Raw genomic sequence first — 26,976 nt, forward strand, 5'->3', positions numbered from 1 at the left:
TTTATCTAAGCTCCTTTCCTGATTCATCAATAAAGAAAAATTTACCCACTCCAGTATTTTTTTTCAACAGAATTGGCCGATTGGGATTGTCCTTATGGTAGAAGATATAGCTCTGACCATTATCTTTGCTTTCCAATACATAGCCCTTTTCGGGATGATCCGCTACCCATTTAAAAGGATCATTAAGCATAATGGTCAACAAGTTGGCAAAATATAGATTCTTTGGAGCATCCAATCCATCGGTGGATAGTTGCCGTTGTTCCGTCGCTATGAAAAATAGCTGGTGCCTTACTCGGGAATATTCACCTAATGGCGACCAACTATCCCACCAATTTGGTTTTTCCAATTGTGCCGAAAGAATAATATACGTTCGTATTAGCCGTGGATCATCAATACCAAAATCTGGGCTCGCTTTCAATTTTAAAATAAGCGACACCGATTTTTCTTCTAAATCTCTCGTATTGTGAATAATTAATGGGACGTAGCCCGTTCCTTGATCTGCCTCCAAAGGATATTCCGCCGACAATGCTTCATAATGTTCATTGCTGCGAGCCGTGGAAGAATCTTCCTCCACGTAAGCCTGAAAATGGCGTTGATTGCCCATTCGATTGCCCATTAACCGAACAGGGATGTAGAGTGTATCCGATGCTCTAGTCATTTCATAGGCAAAAGTATATACGATGCTATCTCGTGCTTGCTCAGTGAGATCGAAATAAACATTGGCATCTGCGTTATAGGTCTTGAGTTCTGTTTTCTGACAAGAGAAGAACAGACAAAAAACAAATGCAAGCAGTATATAACTATTTTTTTTCATACTTTTTCTATATTAGCGTTCTCCATAAGTTATTTCATCACTCGGCAATGGCCACACAAAGATTTTTTGATTTGCTGGAATAACAGTGCCTTTTTCTCCAGTAATAGGAGCGTTTAAACGCTTGTAAGCGTAGAAGAGCTGCCCTTCGGCATACATCTCCTTGCGGTATTCCTTTAGTAGTTCCGTGCGGAATTTTATTGCCGTTGATACATCAGCAGGTTCTCCTATACCCCGCTGTATACGCACCTGATTCAGATATTCTGCCGCTAAAGTCGGATTGCTTTCATAGTTGCATTCCGCAGCAATATAATAGAGTTCACTGAACCGTATCGCCGGCGCCATGAGATAATGTAGGTTTGCCTCAAAATCGTCACTGAATGTATTTCTATTATATTTTACCAATGAATTTACAGCTGTAGTACCCACACTGATTGTGGAAAACCATTGTGTGTAACGTAGATCGCCTCCGCCATTTCCACCAACATCATATATTGTCCGTCCTTCCTCTTTGTCGAGATTCATTCGGCCTGAGCCAAACCACTCTTGGTTATACTCTCTATTCATACCTGGAATGTACCAGCCAAATAATAGCTCTTTATATAAAATCCGGTCCTTCTTATCCTCCTTTACAGATTGAAAATCAGTACTATTTGTCCAGGGAAACTTTTTGGATGCAATTACTTCCAGTGCATTTGCTAAAGCTTTCGGTTTATCTCCCATATAGAGATAGACCCGGGCTAGAGTACCACATACCGCATAATAATTCAGCCGATGTCTCCTATTTTGCAAAAAGAGACTGCTACTGCTCAATTCCGAGTTCGCCAACGTGTCCCTTTCTGTTGGATACCCTATTACATAAGAAGCCGCGCGTATTGGATCTACCTTTAATAAATCTTTCGCGATCGTCAGATCTGCAATGACAGAATCCAGCACTGCGGACACTTTGCTCAAGGGCGTCGTTTTATTTGAATATTTTGTGACATAGGGGATTGCATCTGCCTGCGCATTCACGATAGGTGCTGGAGCAAACAAACGTAAGGCGTCGAAATGAAGAAACGCACGCAAAGCCAGCGCCTCACCCTTGATCAAAGCATAGTTGTCTCCAACAAACAGATTTCTTTTTCCATCGATTTCGGCTAATAAGAGATTAGCATTCACTATCCCATGATATAAACCTTTCCAAATATTGTCTTTGCGATCTTTAAAGTCGCCGTCATCGTATAAAAATCGTGCGGTCTTCTGATAACGAAGAGGATCATTGTTTGGAATGGTATAATTCTGCACCAGGACTTCAGGTGTGCCAATTGTCAATTCTTTACCGTACAGATCGCCGTTAGCACAGCGGGTATAGATTCCCAATAGTGCTTCCTTAAAACCATCCTCCGTAGTAAAGAGCCGGTCCTTTTCGACCTCACTCTGGGGCTGTATATCCAGCCACTTCTGGCAGGAAAACAGACAGATACTGCAAAGTAAAATGATAAATATATTTTTCTTTTTCATATGTTAGTTCGTTTGTATCAAGTAATTTTCACGAGTAAGATTGTTATCAATCTACATTCTTGGCCTTAACAAACCCTATTTAAATCTAGCCTGTAATGTTAAGGTCACTGATCGTGCAAAAGGATAGTTAATGCCCCGCTCCTCCTTGACATTAGACCAGCGAAAAATATCATTGCCGATCAGGCCTACGCGCAAACTCGCCAGCGCCAAGCGATTGGCAAAAGCTTGATTCGCATCGTAAGAGATATTCAGGGATTGCAGTGTTAATAGATTGTCTGGCATCACAAAACGAGAAGATAACTCGCTTCGTCCCAAATCCTCAATACTCTTAAAAAACGTGTGATCTCCCGGATTTTTCCATCGTTCCTCAAGTACTCTGGCATCCACATTGTAACGGGGGTCTGCATTTTCCACGCGATCTACGAGGGTCTGGTTATAGGTTTTGCCCCCCATACGCGTTTGGAAATATGCGACCAACATCCACTGCTGGTAACGTAAGGTACCCCCGAAAGACCCCTCCATTTTTGGCGTAGCTACTCCAACTACCGCGATATCCCGTGGATCCCAGGTATAGGTCAGGCTACCATCTCGTTTCACAAAGACTTCCCGTCCGCTTTCAGGATCTATACCCAAAGATGGAACTGCGTAAATGGCATCCATTGACTGCCCTTCCTCATAACGCAATAAGGGTACAGCTTTAAATTCATCTTTCTGCTGCTCCTCATCTGCGCGTTCATTGTAACTTTTCAATGCATTGGAAATACGCACAATCTTATTGCGATTCTGTACCAGATTAGCCAGCAAGCTCAATGTCCATTTCTCACTTTTGATCGCCTGCCAATTGACCCCGAGCTCGATTCCCTTATTCTCCATATCGCCCAGATTTTCCTTATAGGAACCAAATCCTGTTGAAGGAGCAATATTGATGTCGGCCAAAATATCTTTCGTGATTTTACTATAGTTACGCAATGAAAACGTTAATTTGTTACTCCAAAAGCCGATATCTACACCCAAGTCCACCGATTGCGTCCTTTGCCAAGCAAGGTTCTCATTGCCATAATTACGTACTGTACTTCCCAATCCCGACGAGTACCAATTGTTTTTATCATAAGAATAAGTAACGCGCGACATATAAGGGTCAAATTGAACCGAACCCGTCAAACCAACAGTTGCACGAAGGCGTAGCTGACTAATTACCTTTGTGGCAAACCATTTTTCATTGTGCATATTCCAGCCGATTCCCGTCGACCAAAAAGGCGCAGTCCGCTTATTTGCGCCAAACTTTGACGAACCGTCGATGCGTAAGGTCGCATCAAAAAGATAGCGGTTGTCATAACTATAATTACCACTTAAGAAAGAACCAAATAAACGCGAAGCGCCCACATTCGTTTCCGGACTTTTTCCTTCTTCATAACCTTTCGCAAAACCAATATCAGTAAAACGGTCATTCGGAAAACCAACCGCTTTGAAGTAGCGTTCATCATAACTCTCCGTTCTTATATTGGCACCGGCGATCATATTGAAATAGTGCTTCCCAATATTCCGGTCCCAATTCAAACGTACATTCCCATCCCAATACAACTCGTTATTGCTATAACTTCCATAGCTTCCTCTTTCATCTGCCCTAGAAGTTTCGTAGGAATAAAATTCGTTAGACAAAGGCGAGCGGAAATCGTCACCCGTATTCATCCGTTTCAACAAAGAAAGCAATCCCCGAAGGCGCAGCCCCTTACCGAGATCAACGTCAGCTGAAAGGTTATTCAATAATTCGGTATAGCCCGATTTGTTATAGCTGCTCAATGTTGCATCATAAGCAGGATTTAGCACATATTCCTCATTTCTATTTCCTGAAGGATCTACCCTGATCCAACGATCCGACAATTGTGTGATATTACCCTGATCGTCTTTCAGTCTATAATAAGGATTCATTTTAACAAAATTTTCAAAACTACCATAAGGAGATTCACGCCCATCGACGACAGTAATGGAGAGCTCATTTTGAAAACGGATTTTATTTTTTGGATTGTAACTAAAATTTAATCCTCCGGAATACTGGTTTCTGCCGGAACCTTTCATCACCCCTGGACGCGTTTGGTAACGCATATCCACGCCATAGCGAAAAGTTTGTGCACCACCTTCCAAGAAAACACCATGTTTTTGCCCAATTGCTGTACGTACCGGTTGCGATAGCCAATAGGTATCTATTCCGCCAAGCACATTTGCTAGTTTATGATAATATAGTTCGTCCAATACATCCTGCGATTGACGTTGTTTCTGACCATCATAAAGCCCGGCAAGCTTCTCATAAGCAAGCTTATCCGTTGCATTTAATAGATTATACCCTGACAAATCTGGCATATTTACATTCGTTTCATGCGTGTATGTAACCTGCAATTTACCTTCTTTGGGAGCCTTGGTAACGATTACCATTACCCCATTGGCTGCACGCGAACCGTAGATAGCACTCGCTGCTGCATCTTTCAGCGTGGTGACACTCTCAATGCGTGTCATATCCAGATCCATTACTTTTTCTAGGCTCACTTCAAAACCATCCAAGATAAAAGCAGGTAAATTCATCGTCGTCGTGACATTATCACGCCGTAGCACATCCGTGCTTCCACTAGGTAATGCCGAGGATCCACGCACATTAATATTAGGCAGCGCATTCGGGTTGGAACCGGCTAAGTTATTAGGTAATATCTTAAAAGATGGATCGAACACCTGCATGGCCTGCAGCACGTTCTGCGGATTGACCTGCCGCAATTCATCGCCACTTTTGGTAATGGCGGTCCCCGTGTAGGAATCTTTTTTCAGCGTTTGATAACCCGTGACGACAACCTGATCCAAGGCATTCGCCTCTTCATCCATCTGTATCGAATAATCTTCCTTGTTCTCGGCTATTTTGAGTATAAAATCTTTGTAGCCGACCATACTCATTGTAAGCGGTTGCATATTCCCAACGACTGAAAATCGACCATCCTTATCGGCGACGGCAATTGCACTGCCCCCCTGAGCAATATTGACTCCGTATAGTGGCTTACGGTCTTTTCCGAAGATCTGACCCCGGATTTGTATTTGGGATGATTTTTCAGTCGTAGGGGCAGCCTTCTGTTCATTCTTGCGCGCGCTTACCTTCTTTTCCAAAAAGATCGTTTTCGATTCAATCGTATATCCGATCTCCTGAGTCGTCAAAATTTTGTCCAAGAATAGTTTAAGCGGCATTTTGTCGGCTTTGATTGAAATTGGCCGAGCCGCCTCCAATATCTTTTTAGCACCGAGAACTTCATAGTTCGTCTGAAGTTTGATTGCCTGGAGCACGTCCACAAGGGGAACATTATGCCCAGTATAGGTTACTGTTTGTGCGTTGACCCGATGGCTAAGCTGGAGTAGGAAAGCAAAAAATAGCCATAAAAAGGGTTTGGTCGCTTGTGAAAAACAACTTACTTTCATTAATTTTAGTTAGTTTAGTTAGGTTAGATTGCGGGATCTACTGTCCAATTTATTAATTCATATTCGTGATGTTATGTAATATTTTCTTCGTTACTTTCCTCCTTTCTATATTTTTAGGTTTATTTTTTTTCAATAATAAGTTTTCCATCATCTGTTAGCTGATAGGACAAGTCCTGATCTTTCAATATTTTTAATATCGTAGACAATTTACTTGTCCTGAATGTTCCTCCGAAAAATGCAACGTCAGGTATCTCGCCCTTATAAACGACATCAATAGCATACCATTGGGATAACTCATCCATAACTTCCCGGAGCGACTTTCCGTCAAAGTTAAATTTACCATATACCCAAGCCATTTCCTGCTGCACATTTACGGTACGCTTGGAGAAACTCGCCCCATTATTGATTGCCTGGTCTCCAGGTAGTAAGGTTAGTTGTCGATCTTTCAATCGCTGCCTTACGCCCACCTTTCCCTCTAGCAATGTTGTTTTCGTTGCAGCTGATGTTTCGTAAGCATTTATGTTAAAATGTGTTCCTAACACCAGGACCTGTTGATTTTTGGTATGGACGACAAAAGGTTGATCTTTACGTTTGGCAACCTCAAAGTAAGCTTCTCCTGTCAGCGTTACCTCGCGTTTGTCTTTTGCAAAAACGGTTGGGTATGTGAGCACTGTCCCAGCATTCAACTTGACAGTCGTACCATCAGGCAGTGTCACATCATAGGTGCCACCCCGTGGGGTTTCTATTGTGGCGGAGACCGCTGCATTGATTGTCGCCACCTGGTAACCATCATTGTATCGTATTCCACTGCTATCAATAACAACCTGACTTTCACCCTTATTCAACTGATACTGTCGACCATCCGAAAATTTGATAATCGCTTGATTTGAAGCGGGCAGCCGATCGTTTACCATTGCCGTCTGCGCATCCATATGCTGACCTTCATCCTTATTCCAATACCAAATGCCAGCAATAGTGAAGATGACACTTGCCGCAGCAACAAAGGGCCATAGCCTTTTCAAAACAACGACGGTTTTCTTTTTAGTTTGGAACTGGATTTTGGACTTCAAGGAATCGAAATTACGTTGTTTCTCAAAATACTGAAGACCTATATAAGCTTGGCGTTGCTTTTGTCCATCCTGGAAACGTCTATAGATCTCCTTATTGCGCTCCGATTGGTTTAGCCAGCTGTCGAGGATCCTTCGGTCTTCGACTGTTAGTGTCCCCTGCATTTCTTTTAGGACCAGTGCACTGATATGGATAAGTTTTTCTTCTTCTAGAGCGTTCATGTTGAGCTATTTCAACAATAGATACCACACCGATTTAAAAAAGTACCAAAGACATTTAAAAAAAATTAAAATTTTCCAAAAAGTACGATTAATGACAGAAGATAATTGAAAGAATCTCGTGTTAAATATTGTCTGAGAAGACTTAACGCACGCATTTTCTGATTTTTCACCGTTTGTATATTGATATTCAAGAGGTCTGCTACTTCCTGATTGCTATTTCCTTCCAGGTAGGTCAGCTGAATAATTTCACGGGCTTTGGGCGGAAGCTTCTGAACGGCATCATACAATTCAGCCATGGCTTCGGCATAAACAATTTCTTGAAGATGGGAGTTTTGATCCTGATGTTGCTGCGCCGCATACACGTCCACACGATTCACTCTGCGCTGGCGTGCGGTCTGATGGTTGAGCCCCACGCGTCGTGTCGTCTGATACAGTGCCGCTTTTAAATGTGCCAAACTCTCAAAATTACGTTTTCCTTGCCATAATCGAATAAACCCCTCCTCAGCGATATCCTCCGCTTCTTTGGTTTCATCCACAAAGCTGGAAGCATATAAACAAATTCGACTGAAATAACGGTTGTATACCTGCGCACAAGCCTGCTCCTCCCCTTTTAGGAAGTCTTCAAGCAGTTCTTTTTCGCTCGTATATTTCATGGATAGATTACTTTAACTAGGTTGATAGTTCCAGTTTATAAAGATAACTAAAAAGAATCGATACTTCCTATCCCAGTGATGCGCATAAATTCGTCCTACTATTTTTACCTCCTATACATTGTACACCATAAAATTTTCAGCAAATGCTGCGATCGCACTTGAGCCAGCAATAATATATTCAGAAGTAACACTAATTCTTGCTTTTCTGGCGGAAATGATACCTATGCCTAACCCGATATCAATTAACCTGATAAACAATGGACATGAAACCTATCTATTCGCTAGCTATTTACCTAGTGTTTTAATTGTTTGGATCTATACTCTTCCTGAATCATTCCTGCAGAAATATATTTATTAGGAGATGCTTTGTAGATTACCTCTGCAAATTCTAACGCATCAGCAATTGAATAAAAAGTATTTATCACGCCAAAAGGCTCATCTGGATCAACCAACGAAAACGCATAGATGTCCAAGAAATCTTCATTTCCTTCGTCAAAGGATTCAAAATAAGTCACAGAAAAGCTTTCGTCGCTTTCCTTATCAATGCTTAACCATTTGAGTATGGTATAATCTGTTTCCTGAACAACACCCAACCATTGCTCCACAGACTTTCCTAGTCTCAATCTGGCTCTGATTTGATCATCCTTTAAATACTGTATCATAAATAAAAACCCAATAAATGAATTTAGTAAATTGCATTATGGAAAAGAAAACATTCTGGCAAATAGAAGAAGTGAGAAAGATATTTATATTGAAAACGTAAACGGTGATGACTATGACAAAATTAATGACAATCGAGGAAAATTTTTAAATTTCTTTATCCTATCCCAAGATATAAAAATTACCAAGAGTATGATTTATCAAGATGAATATGCTCCATTTATAATTGTGGGAGAAGGAGGACGTAACAAAGAAGATAGTATTGAGCGTATTAATTTAAGACTTCTAAGATTTTTAATGCAATTAAAAATAAGCTAAAAAAAGACGAGCTTATTGGTATGGGGGTAGAGGGTGGCTCTGCACTTCATAGTAATTATTTTTATCAAAAAAATCTGGTTGGCAAGAAAACCTTTAAAACAGATTTTTATAATGATAAAGCTCCATTAGTTAATGTAGAATAATTAGGTTCATAAACAAACGATGCAACCAGTGCGATGGTAAATTTTGTAGAATGCGAGCGTTAAAGAATAGTTTCTACTTTAGCGCCAATTATTTTTAGCATCCTCTCAAAGATATGGCTCAATCATATAACAGCCCGCTTAAAATTGCAGAAGATTTCAGGTAGTGGAATAAAAAGGATTTAAGGAAGGGATTTGATAACACTATATTAACATCTAACAAATATTTTTGTAGAAATTTCAAGAGCCCTATGGTGTCAGCAAAAATTATAGATCGTCATATAAACATGTGGTTAAATGGCGATGAAGCAGCATTTAAACACATTTTTGATCATTATTATCCGCGCTTATTGTCTGCTTCATTAAAACCGATCAAAAACCATCAGGATGCCGAAGAACTTGTGATGAATACATTGTTAAAAATCTGGCAGAATAAATATCGGATCGGTCAGATCAATGGTCATTTAACGAATTATCTGTTCGGAATACTGAGACAGGAGATTGCGGGTTTAGCACGAAAGAAAGTTCTCTTGACAACAGATTATGCGGATGTCCCGCTGCAGTTGCTAGGCTCCAATGATCATCCCCAGTTATCGATGAAGGAATTGCAGGCCGGTTATCAGGCTGCATTAGATAAGTTAAGTACCAAACAGCGAGAAATCTTCTTGATGAGCCGCAGTCAATTATTGACACAAAAAGAAATTGCGGAGCAAACAGGCCTCTCGATCCACACAGTAAATAACCACATCAGTTCAGCTTTAAAAATCATTCGTCGGGAATTAAAAGAATACCCTCATATCATCGTCTTAGCCTTTATAACCACACAATCTGTTACAGGACTGTTAAATTAAAATTAATAGATTATTAAGTTTAAAATTAAGCTAGTTATATCTGACCTATTGCACATTCTTATATAAAAAGGCAACAACAAGGCCTTCGGTATATGAGAATAGAACGACCATCACGCAAAGCGCTGATTACATATTTTGAGGGATCAAGTTCCCACGAAGAAGAAAAATTGATTCTTCATTATTTATCGTTGGATATCGATGCGGAATATATAGCATCCTGCATGAAAGAAGCTTGGTCCAACTTAGATGGAGAATCTATGATTCTCTCCGAAAGTCAGCAGATTCGCGCTTGGAATAATTTTCAGCTGCATCAAAAGGAACTGGTTCAATTTTCAGACGAAAGAAAACATAACTGGTTTGTTTACGCTGCCTGCATCGTTTTCCTCATCTTGAGTACAATGGGCATATTCTGGCACCAACAGTTCTCAGAGAAAGAGGCTACTTCTATCGTATATCATGCGGGATTTGGAAAACAGCAAAAAGTACACTTAAAGGACAGTAGTACCGTACTGCTCTTTCCGGGATCCTCCCTAAAAGTTACAGCTGATTTCAACCAAGCAGAAAGAAAAGTTTCATTATCCGGACGGGCATATTTTAAAGTTACACACAACAGCCAAAAGCCGTTTGAAGTACAAGCGGAGCGTTTGACAACAAAAGTATTGGGCACAAGCTTTGAAGTCAATACGGATAGGTTAGACCACCAACAAACAATCACCCTGCATACCGGGAAAGTAAATATTCGTGATAACAAATGCACGCTAGCCAATCTGCATCCAAACCAGCAGCTTATCTATGACCAAAAGAAGCATCTTTTCAGGATAATCAATGTGGATGCATCCCAGACGCTGTCATGGATCAATGGTGAGCTCAGCTATGACCTGGTCCCGCTCCAGCAAATCTGTCTCGATCTTGAGAAATGGTATAATGTCAAGATCGAAATCAAGGACCGTCAGCTAGCCAACAAAAAGATAAGTACAAGCTTCAAAAATACACCAATACAAGAAGTGCTACATATTATTTCCCTTGCGACGGGAATGTCATACACAATAAAAGGAAATCTTATCAAAATCTATTAAAAGAAAGGAGATGAACAAGAGAAACAAATAAAAAAACCGTCCTGTTGACGCAGAACGGTTAAATCTTAGGCTTAATAAACTTCGCCTATTTAACTCAAAATCCGGGATTAAGGCCCATTGAATTTTAAATACAAATGAAAGAAATTTTATTAAAAAAAAGAAAGAAAAAACTGTATATCATTGTACACGTGCTAGTTCTCACGTTATGTCTCTTAAGTTCGTCATCTGTCATGTCCCAAATACTTGAAAAGAGAATTAGATTGTCTACGGGAGACATCAGCGGTTTACAGATTATTACCGCAATAAAGGAACAGGTCCCCGGCGTCCGATTTACTTTTGACGAACAGACAAATTCAAAATTAAAAGGTCATATTGACAACTCTACTTCTTCTTTAACCTTGGAGGAACTGCTTTTATTGATCAAAAAGAAGTTGGGAATCAATTATGAGAATGAGGGTCAAAACATCATCTTCAGTTTGCCTCCAGCTCCCCAAAAACCGGTGCAACAGAAAGGCAATGGTGCTATCAAAGGCCGTATTGTGGAATTTGAGAGCTCACAACCTCTTCCGGGCGCAACAGTCTATATCAAAGAGCTAAAAAAAACGGTGCAAAGTGATCAACAGGGTTATTACCATTTCATAGATCTTCCCTCGGGAACGTATTCATTGCAGGCCTCTTTTATAGGGTTCAGGCCCGAAGTAAGTACCATACGGGTTTCTGCAACAAAGGAAGAAACTTATGACATCAGGCTTCAGGGAGCAAATGTCCTGGACGAAGTCGTCATTACCAATTCGAGAAAAATCAGGACCGCCGTAGCCCATACTTCGGAAAGACAGCTACTCTCAGAAATTAAGAATGCGCAGACGCTGACCAGTGGAATATCGAGTCAGGAGATCAGCAAATCAGCTGATCGAAATGCGGCCGAGGTGGTCAAAAAAATTGCTGGTGTAACAGTGAGAGACAACAAATTTATTATTATCCGAGGGATGAACGAACGCTATAACCTGACTTATCTGAATGGCAATATCGCACCGTCAACCGAACTTTACTCCAGGGCATTTTCATTGGATCTTATTCCAAGCCGCATCATAGACCGAATTTTGGTCTATAAATCACCGGCACCGAACCTCATGGCGGATATGACTGGCGGTGCTGTAAAAATATTTACCAAGGATGCACGGAACATCAAGCATTTTGATCTGGAACTACAGTTGGGAGTCCGCCCCAATACAGCATTTTCTTCACAGTTTCTAACCTATCAGGGGAGTGGAACTGATTTTCTGGGATTTGATAATGGATTACGAAAATTGCCATCTGCAGTACCAGGATATGGAGATTTTACGAAAGCAACTTTGGTTCAGAAGAGTTATGTCGATAACTTCAGTCCATATCTGCAATATGGTCATAAACTTATGCTCCCCATGATGCAATTAACAGCCAACTACTACGATTCATTTAAGCTCGGGTCAAAAAGAGTAAGCATGTTGAGTTCGCTGAGCTATAAAAGTGAGGGGCAGCAATATGCGGTTAATCGTGCCAACAGCTTTTATGGAGGTGATCTCGATAGAACCCATGTGGTCACGCAGGAAAATCAAAGCACGGAAATGGCCCAACTGAATTTATTGCAGAACTTCACTTATGTGATCAAAGACAGCAGCACGCTTATGTTTAAGAATTATTTTTTACAACAAGGTCAAAGCGGCACTGTGGTAAGGACAAGCAAAAATGATCAATACCTCGTCAACGAGCAATCAAATGACCTCGCCTATTTAACTGGGCTGACCTGGAGAGACCGTAGCCCCGGCTTTGATCTACAGGAGCGAAATATCATCTTAAGCTATACGCAGCGGTCGCTATATTCGGGAAATTTTAGCGGCGATCATTATTTGGAAAAAGGAAAGCAGCGATTGGAATGGAACCTGGGTTACACATACAGTATTCAGAAAATCCCCGATCAGCGGGTAATCCGTTTTCAAAGGAACCGTCAAGATGGCGCCAGAGTCATACTGCCCGGCCCGGAAAACCTCAATTGGACTGCGGCTTATCGTTATGTCCCCGGACCTGATGATATTGAAAACAAAGACAATAGCCTGGACCGTGGAATGTTATCAAGGTCCTGGTCGCAAAATACTGAAAATGTCTACAATGGCTCTGTTGATTACACTTACAAATTACAGCCTTGGATTACCCTTAAGGCGGGTACATACCAACAATGGAAATCCAGAAAATTGTTCAGACGGGTCTATACTTTAAACGAAGGAGATTTGAACAGTGCCGGTTATCCGGAAAATCCTGTTATCGGCGGCAATGGAAATTTTATGGATTTTAGTAAAGTGTTCTTTCAGGAACAAGATCTGGGAAAAGTCTGGAGCACGGACTACCTCAGAGATGATGGTAGCGCATTGAAGATATTCGACCGCACCAGTGGCTCCGATGCCTACATCGCGACCGAGCAATTAAATGCTGGTTACGCTGCCATAAGTCTTCTCCCCTTCCACCAAAAATTGGATATCTATGGTGGTTTACGCGTAGAACACAACCGCCAGAAGGTCGCTGGTGCAATTCCACCTGAACGTGTCGGTGACGTGAACAAACCCGTTCTTGTTGATAACAAAAGGACAAACTATCTCCCCTCGCTCAATATAGGCTACCGACCGACCCAACAAATGGTGCTCAGGCTAGCCTATGGACAAACGGTAAATAGACCTGAATTCAGAGAATTATCACCCTATAGTGAGCTCGATTACCTCAACAACCAGACCATTAAAGGTAATAATCTTTTGAAGCCTGCTGAAGTAAAAAACTACGACATGCGGATTGAATGGTATCCGAAAGATAATGTAAATGCCGAAGTACTTAGTGTCGGGGCATTTCACAAAAAGCTGAAATCGCCGATCGAACGGATGATTTATAGAAGTTTGTATTTTGGAGGGCCGGCTACCGTTAGTTTTGGAAATGCAGACCAAGCCACAGTAAAAGGAATAGAGCTTGAAGTACGGAAAAACCTAGGATTTATGTCCAGCAGCTTCTTCAGTAATCTGTCGGTATCCGCCAATATTACCTGGATTAAAAGTGAGGTCAAAAAAAATATAGACACCACAATAAATAAAAATATAAATCCTGGTCTGAATCCCTATTACACGCGTCAATTGCAGGGACAATCCCCATATATCTTTAATGCAGGCCTCTACTACGACAACGCCGGGTCGGGCACAAAAGTAGCATTAAACTGGAATTTAACTGGTCCGAGTATCTATGCCGCAGCCAATGGTTCTGCCTTCAACGTGGATCTTCAGGGTACTGTGCCCATTATCAATCAAGGCGAACAGGGAAGTTTAATTGAACTGAAAAGACAGCTGCTTGATTTTGCTCTGACACAAAGGCTATTAAAAAGTCTTCAATTCAAACTGAGCGTACAAAACATACTCAATCAACCGATACGGATTGCCGAAGATGAAAACTTTACCTACAAATATGAGAAGGCAGTCTACCAGGGAAAAGACAACGTTGACATCAGCGGAGATATGATCAGTAACCAATACAAAACTGACCGTCATATCATTTGCTCTTTTATGTATTCTTTTTAATACTGACCATGACATCAAGAAAAAATAAACACATGAACTATAAAATAGCTGCACTGCTCTTTGGACTTTGTACCTGGCTAGGCTCCTGCCAAAAAGTGGATGATTTTAAAAACACACTGGATGCCCTGCCGCAAGTTAACAATGAAGCAAAATATGCCTATAAAAGTAGTTACATTGTAGGAGATACGATGGTTATTATCGGACGCCTACAACCTAACAATGGCTTAAAGATCCAAATCGGTCAGGCTGAAGCCGCAATTGTAGGGGCCGATACGTTGCATTATCGTCCCAATAGCTCGGATTCCAGCCAAAGTGTATTGGACCGGATCAAAGTGATCATTGCAGAAAATATGGGCTCCGGACAAAACATCCCAGTTCGGATAACATCGGGTGGCTATCATCTCAACGCCGCTTCCATCAGCATTTTTTCGCAGTTCGGTTCAGACAGTTTTGAAGCTGCCCTAAAAGTGGTAAATCATGCCAAAATGAGCGACCCCGCCAATGTGTTTTTACATTGCGTCAATGGCAAGGGTGACTTATACTTTTATGAACCGGCCACAGGTACTCTAAAGGTGGTAAAGAAGGCGGGCGCAATAGAAACTCTCCTGACAAGAACGCAACTAAACAATGCTAATTTTACCTTAGACAATTTTGTCACTGGGGGTGTCAATCCACAAGGGACCAAAGCATGGCTATCGATAAAAAGCAAGGAAGACTACCTACTTATCGAAGCTGATTTTGAATCAAAATCCATCAAAGAACTCAATCGAAGTAAAGCATATAAGGCTCCTTACACAGGCGATATCAAGACATTAAATCTTCAAGTCACCACGGGAATTTACCCAGATACAGAAGGCCACGTGTTCCTGATAACACCAGGATTTCTGTACGGGTGGCTCTATACAGCATCTGCTTCAGTAGCGATATACGATAGTAATAAGGGTAAACTGGATTACCTATTCCGAAGTGAAGCATCACCCATGGAAATACCCGGTGTCAATTTCGAGGGGATCAATCCAATTATTTTGCCGGATGATAATATAATGTATGTCCCTACCACAGCTGGAATTAAACTATATGATCTAAAAAGCAGAGTGCTACTTAGATCAGTTAATATTCCTCAAGAAAGTTACGGGGCCATTCCAAAGAATTATATCGGACCATTTAACAGACTTAAGATAAATTTCGCTACACCATTAGGAAACCCCAGCAAACCCGATATTGCTTTCGGATTTTTACCCAAGCCTAATCGCAAACTTGTCTTCTTATTGTATCAGTATCTGGATGGACAAATCATTGGAAGCCCTGGAAAAAATATTTCTTCACTTGTCGATGGTCCCAAATGGATCGGCTTCGACTTTATAGAAGGTAGAAGTTATCAGTATGCCAAGGGCGCTGCAGACATCGATGGCTATAACTTCGAACCCTATGCATCACCTGGAAAACCTTCCAGTATCTTTTCAGACGAAATACTCAACTATGATGAGGCAGGACATTTGTATATGACCGCAAACGGAAGAAAAAGTATTATAAAAACAGCAATACGATGATAAAAATTAGAAAAAGAGCTCGTTATATGATATCGGTAGCTAGCTTGTTAGTAGCCATAACTGCTTGCAAAAAAGATTTAGATGCGGTGATTCCCGGTAATGGAGAAGCCATAAAAATAAACTACATCGCGAATTCGGACGTCCTTAGACAATATAAAATCGGCGGAATAGGAATTTTTGTCGATACTATACCGCATCATAACACTGGAAATTTCCCTTTTTTCGATTTAATCTCGGCACCGCAAAAACTGGAGTATCCAAATTTTTTCAGTACAGTCCCCGGGTTACTGTATGCGAATTACCTGTCCGGTCAGCACCGTTTTAAATATAACTATATGATCCCCGATTCGTTATCCGGCAGTTTCGGATCGAGACCTGATAAAATGCTTATTGACACAGCACTTGTACTGGAAAAAGATGCAGCCTCATTGCTCTATCTCGTGGATGGATCCATTGGAAGAGAAAACAGTGCGCCTACTTTCAAAATAATGGCTATTCCTGCCAACAGGGCGCTCAAATTAGACAGCACACAGGTAGCGGTCACCATTTCACATCAAAGTCCGGATACAGAAAACATCAGTTGCAGCCGGATAACATCTAACGGAGAGCTAAGCCAGGAAAATTTACCACAAGATCTTGCTTATGGGCAATCGACACCTTATTTGATCTTTGGCGTAAAAGATGCTTCCAATGGCATCTTAGGGCTACGAATATACAGCAAAAGCAAGGGTAAAGAACTGATAAACACGGGGATCCCCGCCAATGGCGGACATGCTTATGTGCTCGCAATATCAGGCTTTCAAAACGAACAACAGAGGCTGTTACCACTAAAATTGAACAGCGACCACACTGTCCAATATGAAAAGGCGACTATTTTTCCAAATCTACGGGCTTCAACAAGACAGATCTGGTAGCAAGTACTGATCTCAAACCATGAAACAAAAATATGAACAGAAATATCACCTTATTGACGCTATTAGTTTTAACACTTTTTGCTGGCTGTAAAAAGACGGACGCTCCAGATCTTCGCCCCCTATTTTTGGGTACAAAGAACATTACGCTCCGGGAATTAAAAGCATTGAGTACCAAAACCGAAATTACACTGCCAGCCGGAGATGAAGGTCTGCAAATCAATGGCGTTGTCATATCGGATTTCACAACAAAAAATATTGACACTAAAACAATTATTCTGCAAAGTGAAGAAACGAGTAATAACACAGGAATCGTTATCCGATTTGACAGTGTTCCTAGTTTTAAACTGGGCGAGCGGATCCAAGTCAATCTAGCCGGTCAAAAGCTGGTGAACATAAGTGGAGAGGTAGCATTGGTAAATATACCGCTTTCAAATGCCAGATCCAGTGGAACAGGCTATGTGAATATTCGGACTACAACGATCGATAGCTTATTGAAACATGCAGATTTGTGGAATGGTACATTAATTAGATTATATGATGGTGCACTATCTGGTGGAAATGGGAAATATACTGGAACCCTATCCTTTAAGGAAACTGAAAAAAATGCTTCAATCAAATCACAGGTCGTTCAGGGAGCTCTTTTTGAAAGCACAGCCTACCCGACAGAAGTAAATGAAATAATTGGAATATTACGCACAAATGGAACCGAACATTTTATCGATATCAGAAATACGAAGGATGTCGTTTCCGCCGCGATAACCCGCGTGGTCACTGATGATATGCACATAATAGGGATTGCCAATGATCCCTATAGCAACAAATGGTCTGATCCAAACTTATTCTCTACTGATATGGAAACATCCTTTTCAAAGTATACGATTGGCTATGTCAGTGGTAATCAGTATCCCAACGCCATGGATATAGATTTTCTTGAAAAGGGTCGTCCTTATTTTTATTTCTATACAATGGGAGGCCCCTATGATAGTTTTATATCCAATGCCCTTACCATTCCAAATCTATATACGCTTCAATCTGTCAAAGAAATCCGAATTACTTTTGCCGGAAGTAAAGCCAATGGGCTTATTGCCACTACCGCCAATGGGGACAGCTTAATTGTGAAGCCTTTTCAATCGGAAAAAGATGTCTTTAAATTAGCTTTGGAATTTTCGGACAATGGCTACCCGATAGATCATATTCCATCGTTAGAATCGTCATCTTTCACAAAGACAGGAACTTTTTATACTGTTACTTTTACCATTCCGAAAAGAACAGAAATTCTGCGATACGCTCCGGAAGATCCCGCTTCGGCTGACTATTTTTATACAAAAGTGGATGGTTGGCTGGCAAGTCCCGGGTTTAAAATCAAAAATCTTTCTACCCGAACCGCAGCTGATCCCTATTCATTTTCTCAGCCCTATGCTCCTATAATTATATCGAAAATCGAATATGCCTTTTAATATCAATCGGATTTAACGTCCGTCGATATATGTTTGGATAAAACATATACTTATACAAATGAAATAGAAGGGCAAATATGCTGTATTTGCCCTTCTAAAATTGGCAAAATATATGCTTCAACGATTAATCTCTAAGTTAATAAATCGGGTAAATATCAAGAACTATCAAACAGAATAGTTCTGTACGGTGCTATCTGATTTCGATGTGTTTTGCATCGTTATTATTAAATGGAACAATTGCTAACAGCTGTGCTGAAGCACTAAGAAAGTCAGCATTATGTTGGTGTTGAAGTCAAACTTGACCTCTCCCCGAATTTAGGAGTGTTCTAAAGTAGAAAATTCCGCTGTTTTGACCTGTTTTTCGATAAACATTTCAGGTGTCAGATCCTCCAAACAGCTATGGAGTCTGAAGATATTGTATTTCTCCCTCCAGACTTCATTTTTTTCCTTCGCATCTTCCAATGACAGAAACCAATGTGCGTTTAAGCACTCGTCCCGAAAACTTCCATTGAATGACTCAATATACGGATTATCTCTTGGTTTTCAGGATATAGAGAAAACTAATTCCACCTGATGTTCATAAACTCACTAGGAATATTTTTCTTCCGGTTTATAAATCAACAGGTTCTTTAAATATACTGGTTTTCAAGTATTTCGATTGTTAATGAAAAATGTTAATTTTAAAGGAAAGTTAATACTAGACATGATGAAAAGTATAAAATGGTTACTTCTGATTTCGTATGTACTTTTTTACGAAACGTTTGTAAATGCCCAGGATAGACCCATTCCTGTTTTTCCTGCCTCATCATTTAACAAGGACCAGGCTGACGACATGCTTAATAATGGAACAGCAATATTACAGGGAGTTGTAGTAAAAAAGAAAAAGAATCCGGACAATACCTATCTGGGTATTATAATAACACTTTTTCCGTGCACATCCTATTTTGATGAATGGTATGAATTAAACAAAAAGAATAAAAAAGGAAAAACGCTTGCAATGATGTCGCCTGAAGCCTACTCTTACCGTATCGTTACAAAGGCGTCAGATAAGGATGGTACGTTCGTATTTCGAAATTTAAGACCCGGGAAATACTATCTCCAAACAATGGTACGTCAAGGTAAAATGCATGAAATGTGGAACCAGGTAGGCACGTCAATGTCTGTTGGTTACAATATATATGGTCAGGCTGTCACCTCTTACTCTCGACCGATATATGAGGACTTTAAGTTGTTTTACGAGACAGACGACCTAGTGAAAACCTTAGTCGAAGTTACCTCCGAAGGGCAGATTGTAAATGTTAAGCTTTAAAAAACTAACTATGAAATGTTGTAAAATACTATTTAGCTTCATTTTATTGATGCTATGTCTATCTTCCGTTAACGCGCAGGTCGTAAATTTCCCTGATCAAAGTTTCAAACAGGCACTCATTAATAAGAAAGTAGATGCCAACAATGATGGTGAGATACAGGTATCAGAAGCGCAGAAGGTTACCAAATTGTATCTGGAAGAGACCGCCTTTTCATCTATGGAAGGCATAAAAAGCTTTAAGAATCTAGAGGAATTTGGCACATACAAAAACAAAATCAGGCAGGTAGATTTGCAAGGGATGACCAACCTTAAACGCTTGTACCTTGTGGGCAGCGAAATAGAAATATTAAATATAACAGGTTGCGTCAATCTTGAGCACCTGTCGCTAATTGGCAATAGGCTAAAAGATATAGACATAACCGCATTTAAAAAACTGACGGAACTTAGCCTGAATTACAATCAGCTTACTAGAATAGAGATACACAATTATCCTGAGTTAAGGACAGTAAATCTTTCAAACAATAGTATTGTTGATTTCAAGATCGATAGTTGCCCCAAACTGCAGTCCCTCATGATTCAGAAAAACAGAATAGCAGGGGATTTAGATCTCACCAGATTTCTGGATATGCACGATTTTTCAGCCGACAATAATTTGCTTTCAGCTGTAAACATCCGTGGCTTAAAGAAGCTGGCATCTTTTTCCTGTTTGTATTGTAATGTTACCACACTGAATTTAAGCGGTACAGAAAGCTTAGTCGATCTGATATGGTAAAGTTATCGAACATAATTTACATGACTGCTAGAACATAGATCTTGTCGCTAACGCGCTGCTCGACGACAGGAAAATAATTACTAGACGGATAGTGGTAAATACAAATACCCAAATATAAAAACATTAGAAACATACGTGTTATGATATTGAATGGTGAGAAAATGCTGGTTGAGTGATTTAAAAGTCGACGTTTCTAGCACTGGCTTCACTTGTCTCAACGCAATGTTCCAGTTCTCGGATCTTTGCTTTCATAATCTCTATCGTTCCAGATGTTAAAGGAATTCGAAACAAGCTATCCGAATTAATTACTGCTTCAATAATAGCATGTGCGGCCTTTACCGGATCTCCCGATTGTTTGCCGTCCATGTTTTTGGTACCGATTCTAATGTTCCCTAATTTATTTGTATAATCTTGTAGTTCATTTTTGGCGTACCGAACGGATGATCCAAAAAAACCAGTGCGCAAAGCTCCTGGTTCTGCAAGCAGCACTTTTATACCAAATGGTTCAACTTCTTGTTTCATAGCCTCACTCATTCCTTCTAATGCAAACTTGCTCGCCGCGTAAATACCATTTCCAACCCCAGCAGCAATACCCGCACGAGAGGATATTTGTACGATGGAACCTTGCCCGCGGGCTCTCATATGCGGAAGCACGTTCTGGCAGAGCTTCCATACCGAAATGAAGTTCACCTGAAATTGATCATTAATCTCCCACTCCTCAAACTCTTCGAGCATACCGAATGCACCAAATCCAGCATTGTTTACCAAAACATCAATTTGTTTATGATCCTTAATTATTTTTTCAATAAGCGAAGGTATCTGCTCCGTCTCTTTTAAATCAATTATAAATGCTTTGGCGGGTATATTTCTCTCGAAACTCACTTTATCTTCTTCCTTGCGCACTGTACCAATGACGATGTCTCCCATAACGGTAGCTTGTCTTGCTATTTCTCGGCCTAGCCCCTGCGATACACCTGTAATAAGCCACACTTTCTGTTCCATATTTTACTTCTTTGTATTACTTAAACAAAAGTATTCGATACCTTTACCAAATACAAGTACCTACAAATTTGTATGTACATACAATAAATTTATGCGAAAGAAAAGCTCAACAAATTTTCTGAATGAAACAGATCTGCTGGAAAGCTGCGGTATGTTCTATACCTTGTCTATTATTGGTGGCCGTTGGAAAATCGGCATATTAGCCTCCTTATTGGACAATAAAGTTTTACGCTACTCAGAGATAAAAAACAAACTTATGAATATTACAGAAAGAATGCTGATCAAACAACTTAAAGAACTGCAGAACGATGGCCTCATCGTTCGGACCGATTATAAAGAAATTCCACCTAAAGTGGAATACCGCATCAGTGAAAAAGGTAAAAGTCTCGAAACTGTTTTGCTTACCTTACAACATTGGGGTAAGCAATACCGAAATTATTGAGCATGTCTCCAATATACAATATATCATTCGCTCCCCCTTGTCCTCATCTTCTATCTGCAGTCCTTCCAATTCAGCGCCAACGATTCATAAATCTCATCAAGCGAATTGTAAATCTTTTCATAAACAAAACGCAAACCTATATATATTTAAATTTAAGATGACGATGTTGAAAAATTATCAATTCAGTAAAAATCCGCTGTATTATGTTTATGCGCTGATCTGGTTGGGCGTGTTCATGACCTTTGCCTTCTACCTTTTCTCAGGGGCGATGTTCAGGCCGGAGAACGGCAAGATCCATATTGTTGCAATTCTTATTGGTTGGGTGGTGCAATATCTTGGCCTAACACTGACTTGCCTGATCATCCTACTTTTAGGAATATACAAGGCATTACGAACTGTGTTGGATAAAAAAGAAAATTGATTCCCTATAATCTTTGTATAACATGACAACAGAATAATTCAAGTATAGCCGTATTCACTCAAAATGAAATTGATTATATTAATATGACTGTCTCTTTTGCTCGATTTGATGATATATTAGAAAAGTTTTCATGTATTTTTAGTATTGAAAATAGAGCAAGAGTTGAGCAATAATTTATTCAGAAAATGGGATATAGAAGTTATTTATATCTGAGAAAAACCGGCAGAAATTTATACCTCTTTGAGGCAAACAATTCATTGCCATTTTTTTGGATTACACTTATAGACAAAACAATATTAAAAAAATATTTTCAGGATTGGCAAAAGTCTCTAGCGCATCAAGAAGCCTATAATCAACAGAAATTTGAACAATTTTCAGAACTAAATCCTACTAGTATTACTATAAGCGAACAAGCTTTAAATATGAACTCGTCAAAAAGCAGGATATTTTTACAAAAGCATTTTCCAGAAACAATTCCACTATTTGATGATTTTATTACGTATATCAAAGCACAATTTGAAACCGATGACAAGCTGGAAATTGACATAACTCAATTGTCCGCATTTTACAATTCGCTAAATAATTTCTACAACATACTTGACAATGAATTGAATGCAATAGAAGCAGATAATCCGGCCGACATAAAATTTTTAGTAATTAAAGATCTAATCGGACAAGGAACTGGATTTGCGATGAGTGAAAACAAAGAATTTTCATCATTTTTGTCTTATCAGAAAGAACTAAAAAACAGGAATATCGCAGTTATTGTAGAAAAACAAAAATTCAACAAGAAATCATTAATAATTGCCATTATCTTATTTCTGTTATGTCCTGTTTTTTCAATAATTGCATACAAAATGTATAAAGACGAAGGGCTTACAGCTATGATTGCATTGATAGGAATTTTAAATCTAGGGTTTTATTATTTTTCGATTTGGTCTCTAAATAAAGAAATCAATAACTTTCTCGAAAAAAGGACTTGACTTAACCAAATAATGGTTGACCATAGAGGGAGCAGATATTGACCTCTCTCCGAATTTAGGAGTGTTCTAAATAGAAAATCCGTCTGTTTTTCGGGGAGAGGTCAAATTATAATTTACGACAGAAAACACCCAAAAATATACTACTGATTCAATAATCCAGAGACGAATATATTAGTGAAATTCTGTAATTTTATTAAACCATGTAGTAGATCTAGTAAAAATCGGTTCTTTAGGAAAGGGATTGCATGAACTAGATTTTTGAAAGGATTGAATTAACGCAACTTTTTATAACAGTACTATATAAAATATTTATGTTGATAAACAGAAATGAAATGTTAAGGCTGTCCGATGAAATTTCAGACATGCTAATAAAGGAAAACTATAATCATACTCAAGTTATGGCAATGTCACACGAGAAGCTAATTTCATACTCAGAAAAGCTTGCATTGCTTTATGACATGGATGAGTCTATCCGTGATGCTTTCCATGAGGAAGATACATTAGATTATTTTAAGATATTGCTGAAATTTGACGTTGCCTATAAAACCAGATTTCAGAAATAGGATCCCTCAATTTGGCAAGTTTTATTTTTTACAAACGCCAATTAAAATAATACCAACTATTTCTGAATATTGATTCGGAAATCATTAATTCCTCCTACATGAAAAGCCGTTCAAAAAAAGCTCGTAGCTACATGGTAGATTTCAAACGCCCTTCGTCCGATAAAAGCTGATCCACATATACCCTAATCTCCTTTGGTAACATCAGATATACTGGTGTTTTTAAATTCTCCTTTTGCTCGCCCTTCTCAGTAAAAATACCTTTAAACCCTTCATTAAGCCATTTTCCTTCGTCTTCCAAATAGGCGCTATATCTATTATCCAAAATTTCAATAATGTTTTTACTATTTTTCATTTGTTCGGTTGTTTATTCTATTTATTTATCGTCTTTTTTTCTCGAGTCGGTGGTCTCCTTAGCTACTGTTTTAGCATTGTCAATTGGTAAGGGATCTTTCTTTTCTTTTTGCTTTTCTTTTTGGATTTTTTTTAAATGTAGAATAATGGTGGAAGCGGGAACCTCATATTTCTCTACGGCCTCATGTAAAAATAAATAACCACTCATTATATCTGAAATTGCACATTGGACCCTCGCTTTATTCGAGATTCTCTTGCCATCATTATTATCTTTTTCCATTGCAGTTTATTTTGGGTATAACTTACTGTCTACTTCGGATGATGAAATATCGCAAGCAAATGTGGTTCTTTTTATAAAAAAAAAGCATTTTATCTGCCTCTCATTACAAGCTTGTAGACGCCTAATTACAACATGTAGATTTATTTCTACATAGTCATGATTAAAACACACACATTCACACTTCATACATCGGACAATATTTAATAAAAGTGCAAACATACATGTGTTAACATTAATATTTTTAATATTAAAATATACTATATGTCTAAATTTGAAATATTAAGTATAAATGAAAAACATAACAACTTGTAGCCATTACGCTACACCGTAGTAGTTTGACATCTACATACAAAACATAACATACTGCAAAACAATGATTTTTAACATTTATGGATATAGTTTTGCTCACGTAATAATGACTATGCCAAATAAATCACAATTATCATTAATTAAAAAATTTTAAGTATGGAAAAACAACAAAAACGCAAATCTTATGTGGTACCGAGTGTAACCACTACGATTGTTGAATTAGAACAGGGCATCGCCGCGGGATCGGCTTCTGTTAACCCCGGAGATTCGTCCAATCCTTCGAGTCCCAAAACTGAAGATTGGTTTGATAACGGCAGTCAGAATTCAGACTTTGATATTTAATCTTAAAAAAAAAAGACAAGATGAAAAGTATAATATCAAATAAATTAAGAAGAAACATTTCTGGAGCGGCCGTATTTTGCTTATTACTAGCCAGTTTCACATCCTGCTCTTCGAAAGAAGAACAGATGGCACCAACCGAAGATGGTGCTGTGCTGAAAGTTGGTGTGAAAGGAATAGAAGAATCAATAATCGGTGGAACAGGAAATAACGTAAAAATGTCCAATAAAGGAAATAGCGGCATTAATAAACAATCATTAGTATCATTTGGAAGCGTGGACGCTTTTGTGGACTTTGGTGAAGGTACACTTGGTAACGACGTTCCGGTTGTAACAAAGGCCAGCTCAACTGATACATTGAGCAAAAAAGCCGCATCAGGAACAACGAAAGCGGTGGCATCATCTCAAATGGAAAATGGCACTAAATTCCGTCTTCTGATCTACGATGCTGCTAACGCTTTAGTCGTTAATCAAGTTGTTACTTCAGGAGTGGATCCACAGATCAAGGTAGACGCCAATAAGAAATATACTTGGTATGCCGTATCTGTAAATGAAAAGAATGCAAGTGTTCCTGATGTAAATGGTGCCGGAGTGGTCTCCCGTAGTGGGCTAGAGAACAAAGATGTATTGTATGCTTCGGGCAGTGTCAATACAGTAAATGGTGAGAATTATTTGGAGATAACATTTAAACGCATGACCGCTAGAATTCAGGTGAAATTGAATGTTAGAGGGCTTTTTGCCAGAATAGAAAATAGTACGAGCATTTCATTAGTTAAAAACAGTACAAATACGACTGTTTTGCAAATGGGTGATTTGAATATGCTAACGGGGCAGTTTAATAATGTGGTAAATGTAGACAAAGCGGTATTAGGCTCTTCGATGGTAGAGGAAAGTGGAAATCCTGCTGCTACAGTTAAAGTAGCAAGCTTCTTCACATTGAGCACGGAAACAATTCCTGCCAATAGTTTCAAGATGAAGTTTAATACGTTGAAAGTTACATTGGATGATTCGCGTGTAAGAACATTTACACCATTAACTTACACTTATCCTGGCGCCTACACTCCGACAATAGGTAGTACCTATGGATTGAATATCCGTCTTATTGAATCTCCAGTTAAAGTTAAAGGTGTTTTATGGGCACGATCCAACCTGGTATATAACGCAGCTGAGATGGACAAATATAGATTAAAATCCAATCCAGGAGGATCAACTCCGGCTACTAAGGACACAGAATTCTGGAACTGGAAATCTTCTACACCAACGGGGGCTGCAGGCAGCACGGACCCTTGTGCTTCGGTTTATCCGGAAGGAACATGGCGTATGTCAACAAAACAAGAATGGGAATCCATCGGACAACCTGATGATAAGCAAGAGGTGTTGGGATTATTCTGGGGTGCGCAATATGCATACAAATGGAATAGAGACAGTGATTATCCTAGTAATCCGGCATATGACGACAATGACCTTACCTTATCTTTTGGTGGATACCGTACTAAGCCAAGCACATTGGGTGGATCGACATCTGTAGTAGGGAGCCCGGGTGGTATCGCTTTAGGTGCTTTTGCCTCTGGGGAATGTCATTATTGGACTTCCGACAATAGAGACTCCAATACAGCATTTGCTGTGAAGTCAGCATTTACAAGGGTTGCCTGGCTATTCTCTTGGGGAAATGTAACTTACCCTAATCTCAATAAAGCCGAGGGTAGAAACATCCGTTGTGTAAGACAAATTGTTAATAATTAAATTAATAAAAGCTTTAAATCTATAAGCTTTTGAAATGGCATAAATAGTCACTTGAATTATACCCCGAGAAATGAAATTCCCGGGGTATAATTATTTAAATTAGATCCGAAAATATTCTTTATTGACCTAGTTACCCTTTGTAGGCCAACAGATTATTCAAATATATAATAAAAATAAGGAACTGTCCTTTGAAAAATTTGGAGG

24 protein-coding genes and 1 pseudogene are annotated in these 26,976 nt (G+C 39.4%); 15 read left to right on the plus strand and 10 right to left on the minus strand.

Annotated elements, in window-relative coordinates:
• Window position 1 precedes the first annotated feature (1 nt).
• The 6 genes from OGI71_RS12985 to OGI71_RS13010 all read right to left on the minus strand — a co-directional run bounded on the left by OGI71_RS12985 (window position 2) and on the right by OGI71_RS13010 (window position 8,368).
• On the minus strand, window positions 2-814 hold the full coding sequence (locus OGI71_RS12985; RefSeq protein ID WP_282255901.1) for a DUF4843 domain-containing protein: 813 nt from the start codon (window positions 812-814) through the stop codon (window positions 2-4).
• Between the two features lie 12 nt (window positions 815-826).
• Window positions 827-2,314 carry a RagB/SusD family nutrient uptake outer membrane protein gene (locus tag OGI71_RS12990; protein ID WP_282255902.1) on the minus strand — a complete coding sequence of 496 codons (1,488 nt, stop codon included), beginning with the start codon at window positions 2,312-2,314 and terminating at the stop codon, window positions 827-829.
• A gap of 75 nt (window positions 2,315-2,389) precedes the next feature.
• On the minus strand, window positions 2,390-5,764 hold the full coding sequence (locus tag OGI71_RS12995; RefSeq protein WP_282255904.1) for a SusC/RagA family TonB-linked outer membrane protein: 3,375 nt from the start codon (window positions 5,762-5,764) through the stop codon (window positions 2,390-2,392).
• Between the two features lie 119 nt (window positions 5,765-5,883).
• Window positions 5,884-7,053, minus strand: a complete 1,170-nt coding sequence (locus OGI71_RS13000) for a FecR family protein (protein ID WP_282255905.1) — start codon at window positions 7,051-7,053, stop codon at window positions 5,884-5,886.
• Window positions 7,054-7,118: 65 nt separating this feature from the next.
• Window positions 7,119-7,706 (minus strand): sigma-70 family RNA polymerase sigma factor, encoded by a 588-nt coding sequence (locus tag OGI71_RS13005; RefSeq protein WP_282255906.1) that lies wholly within the window; start codon window positions 7,704-7,706, stop codon window positions 7,119-7,121.
• Window positions 7,707-7,999: 293 nt separating this feature from the next.
• The gene (locus OGI71_RS13010; RefSeq protein ID WP_282255907.1) at window positions 8,000-8,368 is read right to left on the minus strand and encodes a hypothetical protein; all 369 of its coding nucleotides are present in this window, start codon (window positions 8,366-8,368) and stop codon (window positions 8,000-8,002) included.
• A gap of 31 nt (window positions 8,369-8,399) precedes the next feature.
• Between OGI71_RS13010 and OGI71_RS13015 the strand changes: the two genes are divergently transcribed.
• The 7 genes from OGI71_RS13015 (at window position 8,400) to OGI71_RS13045 (ending at window position 18,259) form a co-directional block, all read left to right on the plus strand.
• The gene (locus OGI71_RS13015; RefSeq protein ID WP_282255910.1) at window positions 8,400-8,684 is read left to right on the plus strand and encodes a hypothetical protein; all 285 of its coding nucleotides are present in this window, start codon (window positions 8,400-8,402) and stop codon (window positions 8,682-8,684) included.
• 427 nt (window positions 8,685-9,111) lie between these two features.
• A complete protein-coding gene (locus OGI71_RS13020; RefSeq protein WP_282255911.1) occupies window positions 9,112-9,675 on the plus strand; it encodes a sigma-70 family RNA polymerase sigma factor in 564 nt (187 codons plus the stop codon).
• 92 nt (window positions 9,676-9,767) lie between these two features.
• Window positions 9,768-10,751: a FecR domain-containing protein gene (locus tag OGI71_RS13025; RefSeq protein ID WP_282255912.1), complete on the plus strand. Its 984-nt coding sequence runs from the start codon at window positions 9,768-9,770 to the stop codon at window positions 10,749-10,751.
• Window positions 10,752-10,981: 230 nt separating this feature from the next.
• A complete protein-coding gene (locus OGI71_RS13030; RefSeq protein ID WP_282255913.1) occupies window positions 10,982-14,338 on the plus strand; it encodes a TonB-dependent receptor in 3,357 nt (1,118 codons plus the stop codon).
• A 32-nt stretch (window positions 14,339-14,370) separates the two neighbouring features.
• Window positions 14,371-15,888, plus strand: a complete 1,518-nt coding sequence (locus OGI71_RS13035) for a hypothetical protein (RefSeq protein ID WP_282255914.1) — start codon at window positions 14,371-14,373, stop codon at window positions 15,886-15,888.
• Window positions 15,885-16,802, plus strand: coding sequence for a hypothetical protein (locus tag OGI71_RS13040; protein WP_282255915.1), 918 nt, complete (start codon window positions 15,885-15,887; stop codon window positions 16,800-16,802). Before OGI71_RS13035 ends, OGI71_RS13040 begins: the two co-directional genes overlap by 4 nt.
• Window positions 16,803-16,834: 32 nt before the next feature.
• The gene (locus tag OGI71_RS13045; RefSeq protein WP_282255916.1) at window positions 16,835-18,259 is read left to right on the plus strand and encodes a DUF5689 domain-containing protein; all 1,425 of its coding nucleotides are present in this window, start codon (window positions 16,835-16,837) and stop codon (window positions 18,257-18,259) included.
• Window positions 18,260-18,574: 315 nt separating this feature from the next.
• On the opposite strand, the pseudogene OGI71_RS13050 reads toward OGI71_RS13045, so the two are convergent.
• Window positions 18,575-18,862 (minus strand): annotated as a pseudogene (locus tag OGI71_RS13050) (transposase); the annotation flags it as partial.
• 100 nt (window positions 18,863-18,962) lie between these two features.
• On the opposite strand from OGI71_RS13050, the gene OGI71_RS13055 reads away from it, so the two are divergent.
• A complete protein-coding gene (locus OGI71_RS13055; protein ID WP_282255917.1) occupies window positions 18,963-19,568 on the plus strand; it encodes a hypothetical protein in 606 nt (201 codons plus the stop codon).
• Between the two features lie 10 nt (window positions 19,569-19,578).
• Window positions 19,579-20,340, plus strand: a complete 762-nt coding sequence (locus OGI71_RS13060) for a leucine-rich repeat domain-containing protein (protein WP_282255918.1) — start codon at window positions 19,579-19,581, stop codon at window positions 20,338-20,340.
• Window positions 20,341-20,517: 177 nt separating this feature from the next.
• Here the strand turns inward: OGI71_RS13060 and OGI71_RS13065 are convergent, their stop codons facing one another.
• The gene (locus OGI71_RS13065) at window positions 20,518-21,342 is read right to left on the minus strand and encodes an SDR family NAD(P)-dependent oxidoreductase (RefSeq protein WP_282255919.1); all 825 of its coding nucleotides are present in this window, start codon (window positions 21,340-21,342) and stop codon (window positions 20,518-20,520) included.
• Window positions 21,343-21,433: 91 nt separating this feature from the next.
• On the opposite strand from OGI71_RS13065, the gene OGI71_RS13070 reads away from it, so the two are divergent.
• The 4 genes from OGI71_RS13070 to OGI71_RS13085 all read left to right on the plus strand — a co-directional run bounded on the left by OGI71_RS13070 (window position 21,434) and on the right by OGI71_RS13085 (window position 23,751).
• A complete protein-coding gene (locus OGI71_RS13070) occupies window positions 21,434-21,784 on the plus strand; it encodes a helix-turn-helix domain-containing protein (protein WP_282255920.1) in 351 nt (116 codons plus the stop codon).
• 163 nt (window positions 21,785-21,947) lie between these two features.
• The gene (locus OGI71_RS13075; protein ID WP_282255922.1) at window positions 21,948-22,205 is read left to right on the plus strand and encodes a hypothetical protein; all 258 of its coding nucleotides are present in this window, start codon (window positions 21,948-21,950) and stop codon (window positions 22,203-22,205) included.
• Window positions 22,206-22,390: 185 nt separating this feature from the next.
• A complete protein-coding gene (locus OGI71_RS13080; RefSeq protein WP_282255924.1) occupies window positions 22,391-23,188 on the plus strand; it encodes a hypothetical protein in 798 nt (265 codons plus the stop codon).
• 398 nt (window positions 23,189-23,586) lie between these two features.
• Window positions 23,587-23,751 (plus strand): hypothetical protein, encoded by a 165-nt coding sequence (locus tag OGI71_RS13085; RefSeq protein ID WP_282255925.1) that lies wholly within the window; start codon window positions 23,587-23,589, stop codon window positions 23,749-23,751.
• 127 nt (window positions 23,752-23,878) lie between these two features.
• Here the strand turns inward: OGI71_RS13085 and OGI71_RS13090 are convergent, their stop codons facing one another.
• Both OGI71_RS13090 and OGI71_RS13095 read right to left on the minus strand, forming a co-directional pair.
• On the minus strand, window positions 23,879-24,103 hold the full coding sequence (locus OGI71_RS13090) for a hypothetical protein (protein ID WP_282255927.1): 225 nt from the start codon (window positions 24,101-24,103) through the stop codon (window positions 23,879-23,881).
• A gap of 21 nt (window positions 24,104-24,124) precedes the next feature.
• Window positions 24,125-24,382 (minus strand): hypothetical protein, encoded by a 258-nt coding sequence (locus OGI71_RS13095; protein WP_282255928.1) that lies wholly within the window; start codon window positions 24,380-24,382, stop codon window positions 24,125-24,127.
• Between the two features lie 465 nt (window positions 24,383-24,847).
• Between OGI71_RS13095 and OGI71_RS13100 the strand changes: the two genes are divergently transcribed.
• Together OGI71_RS13100 and OGI71_RS13105 are read left to right on the plus strand one after the other, a co-directional pair.
• Window positions 24,848-25,033 carry a hypothetical protein gene (locus OGI71_RS13100; protein ID WP_104383004.1) on the plus strand — a complete coding sequence of 62 codons (186 nt, stop codon included), beginning with the start codon at window positions 24,848-24,850 and terminating at the stop codon, window positions 25,031-25,033.
• A 20-nt stretch (window positions 25,034-25,053) separates the two neighbouring features.
• On the plus strand, window positions 25,054-26,772 hold the full coding sequence (locus OGI71_RS13105; RefSeq protein WP_282255929.1) for a hypothetical protein: 1,719 nt from the start codon (window positions 25,054-25,056) through the stop codon (window positions 26,770-26,772).
• The last annotated feature ends 204 nt before the right edge of the window (window positions 26,773-26,976 follow it).

This window comes from Sphingobacterium sp. ML3W (genome assembly GCF_029542085.1).
Classification (GTDB): Bacteria; Bacteroidota; Bacteroidia; order Sphingobacteriales; family Sphingobacteriaceae; genus Sphingobacterium.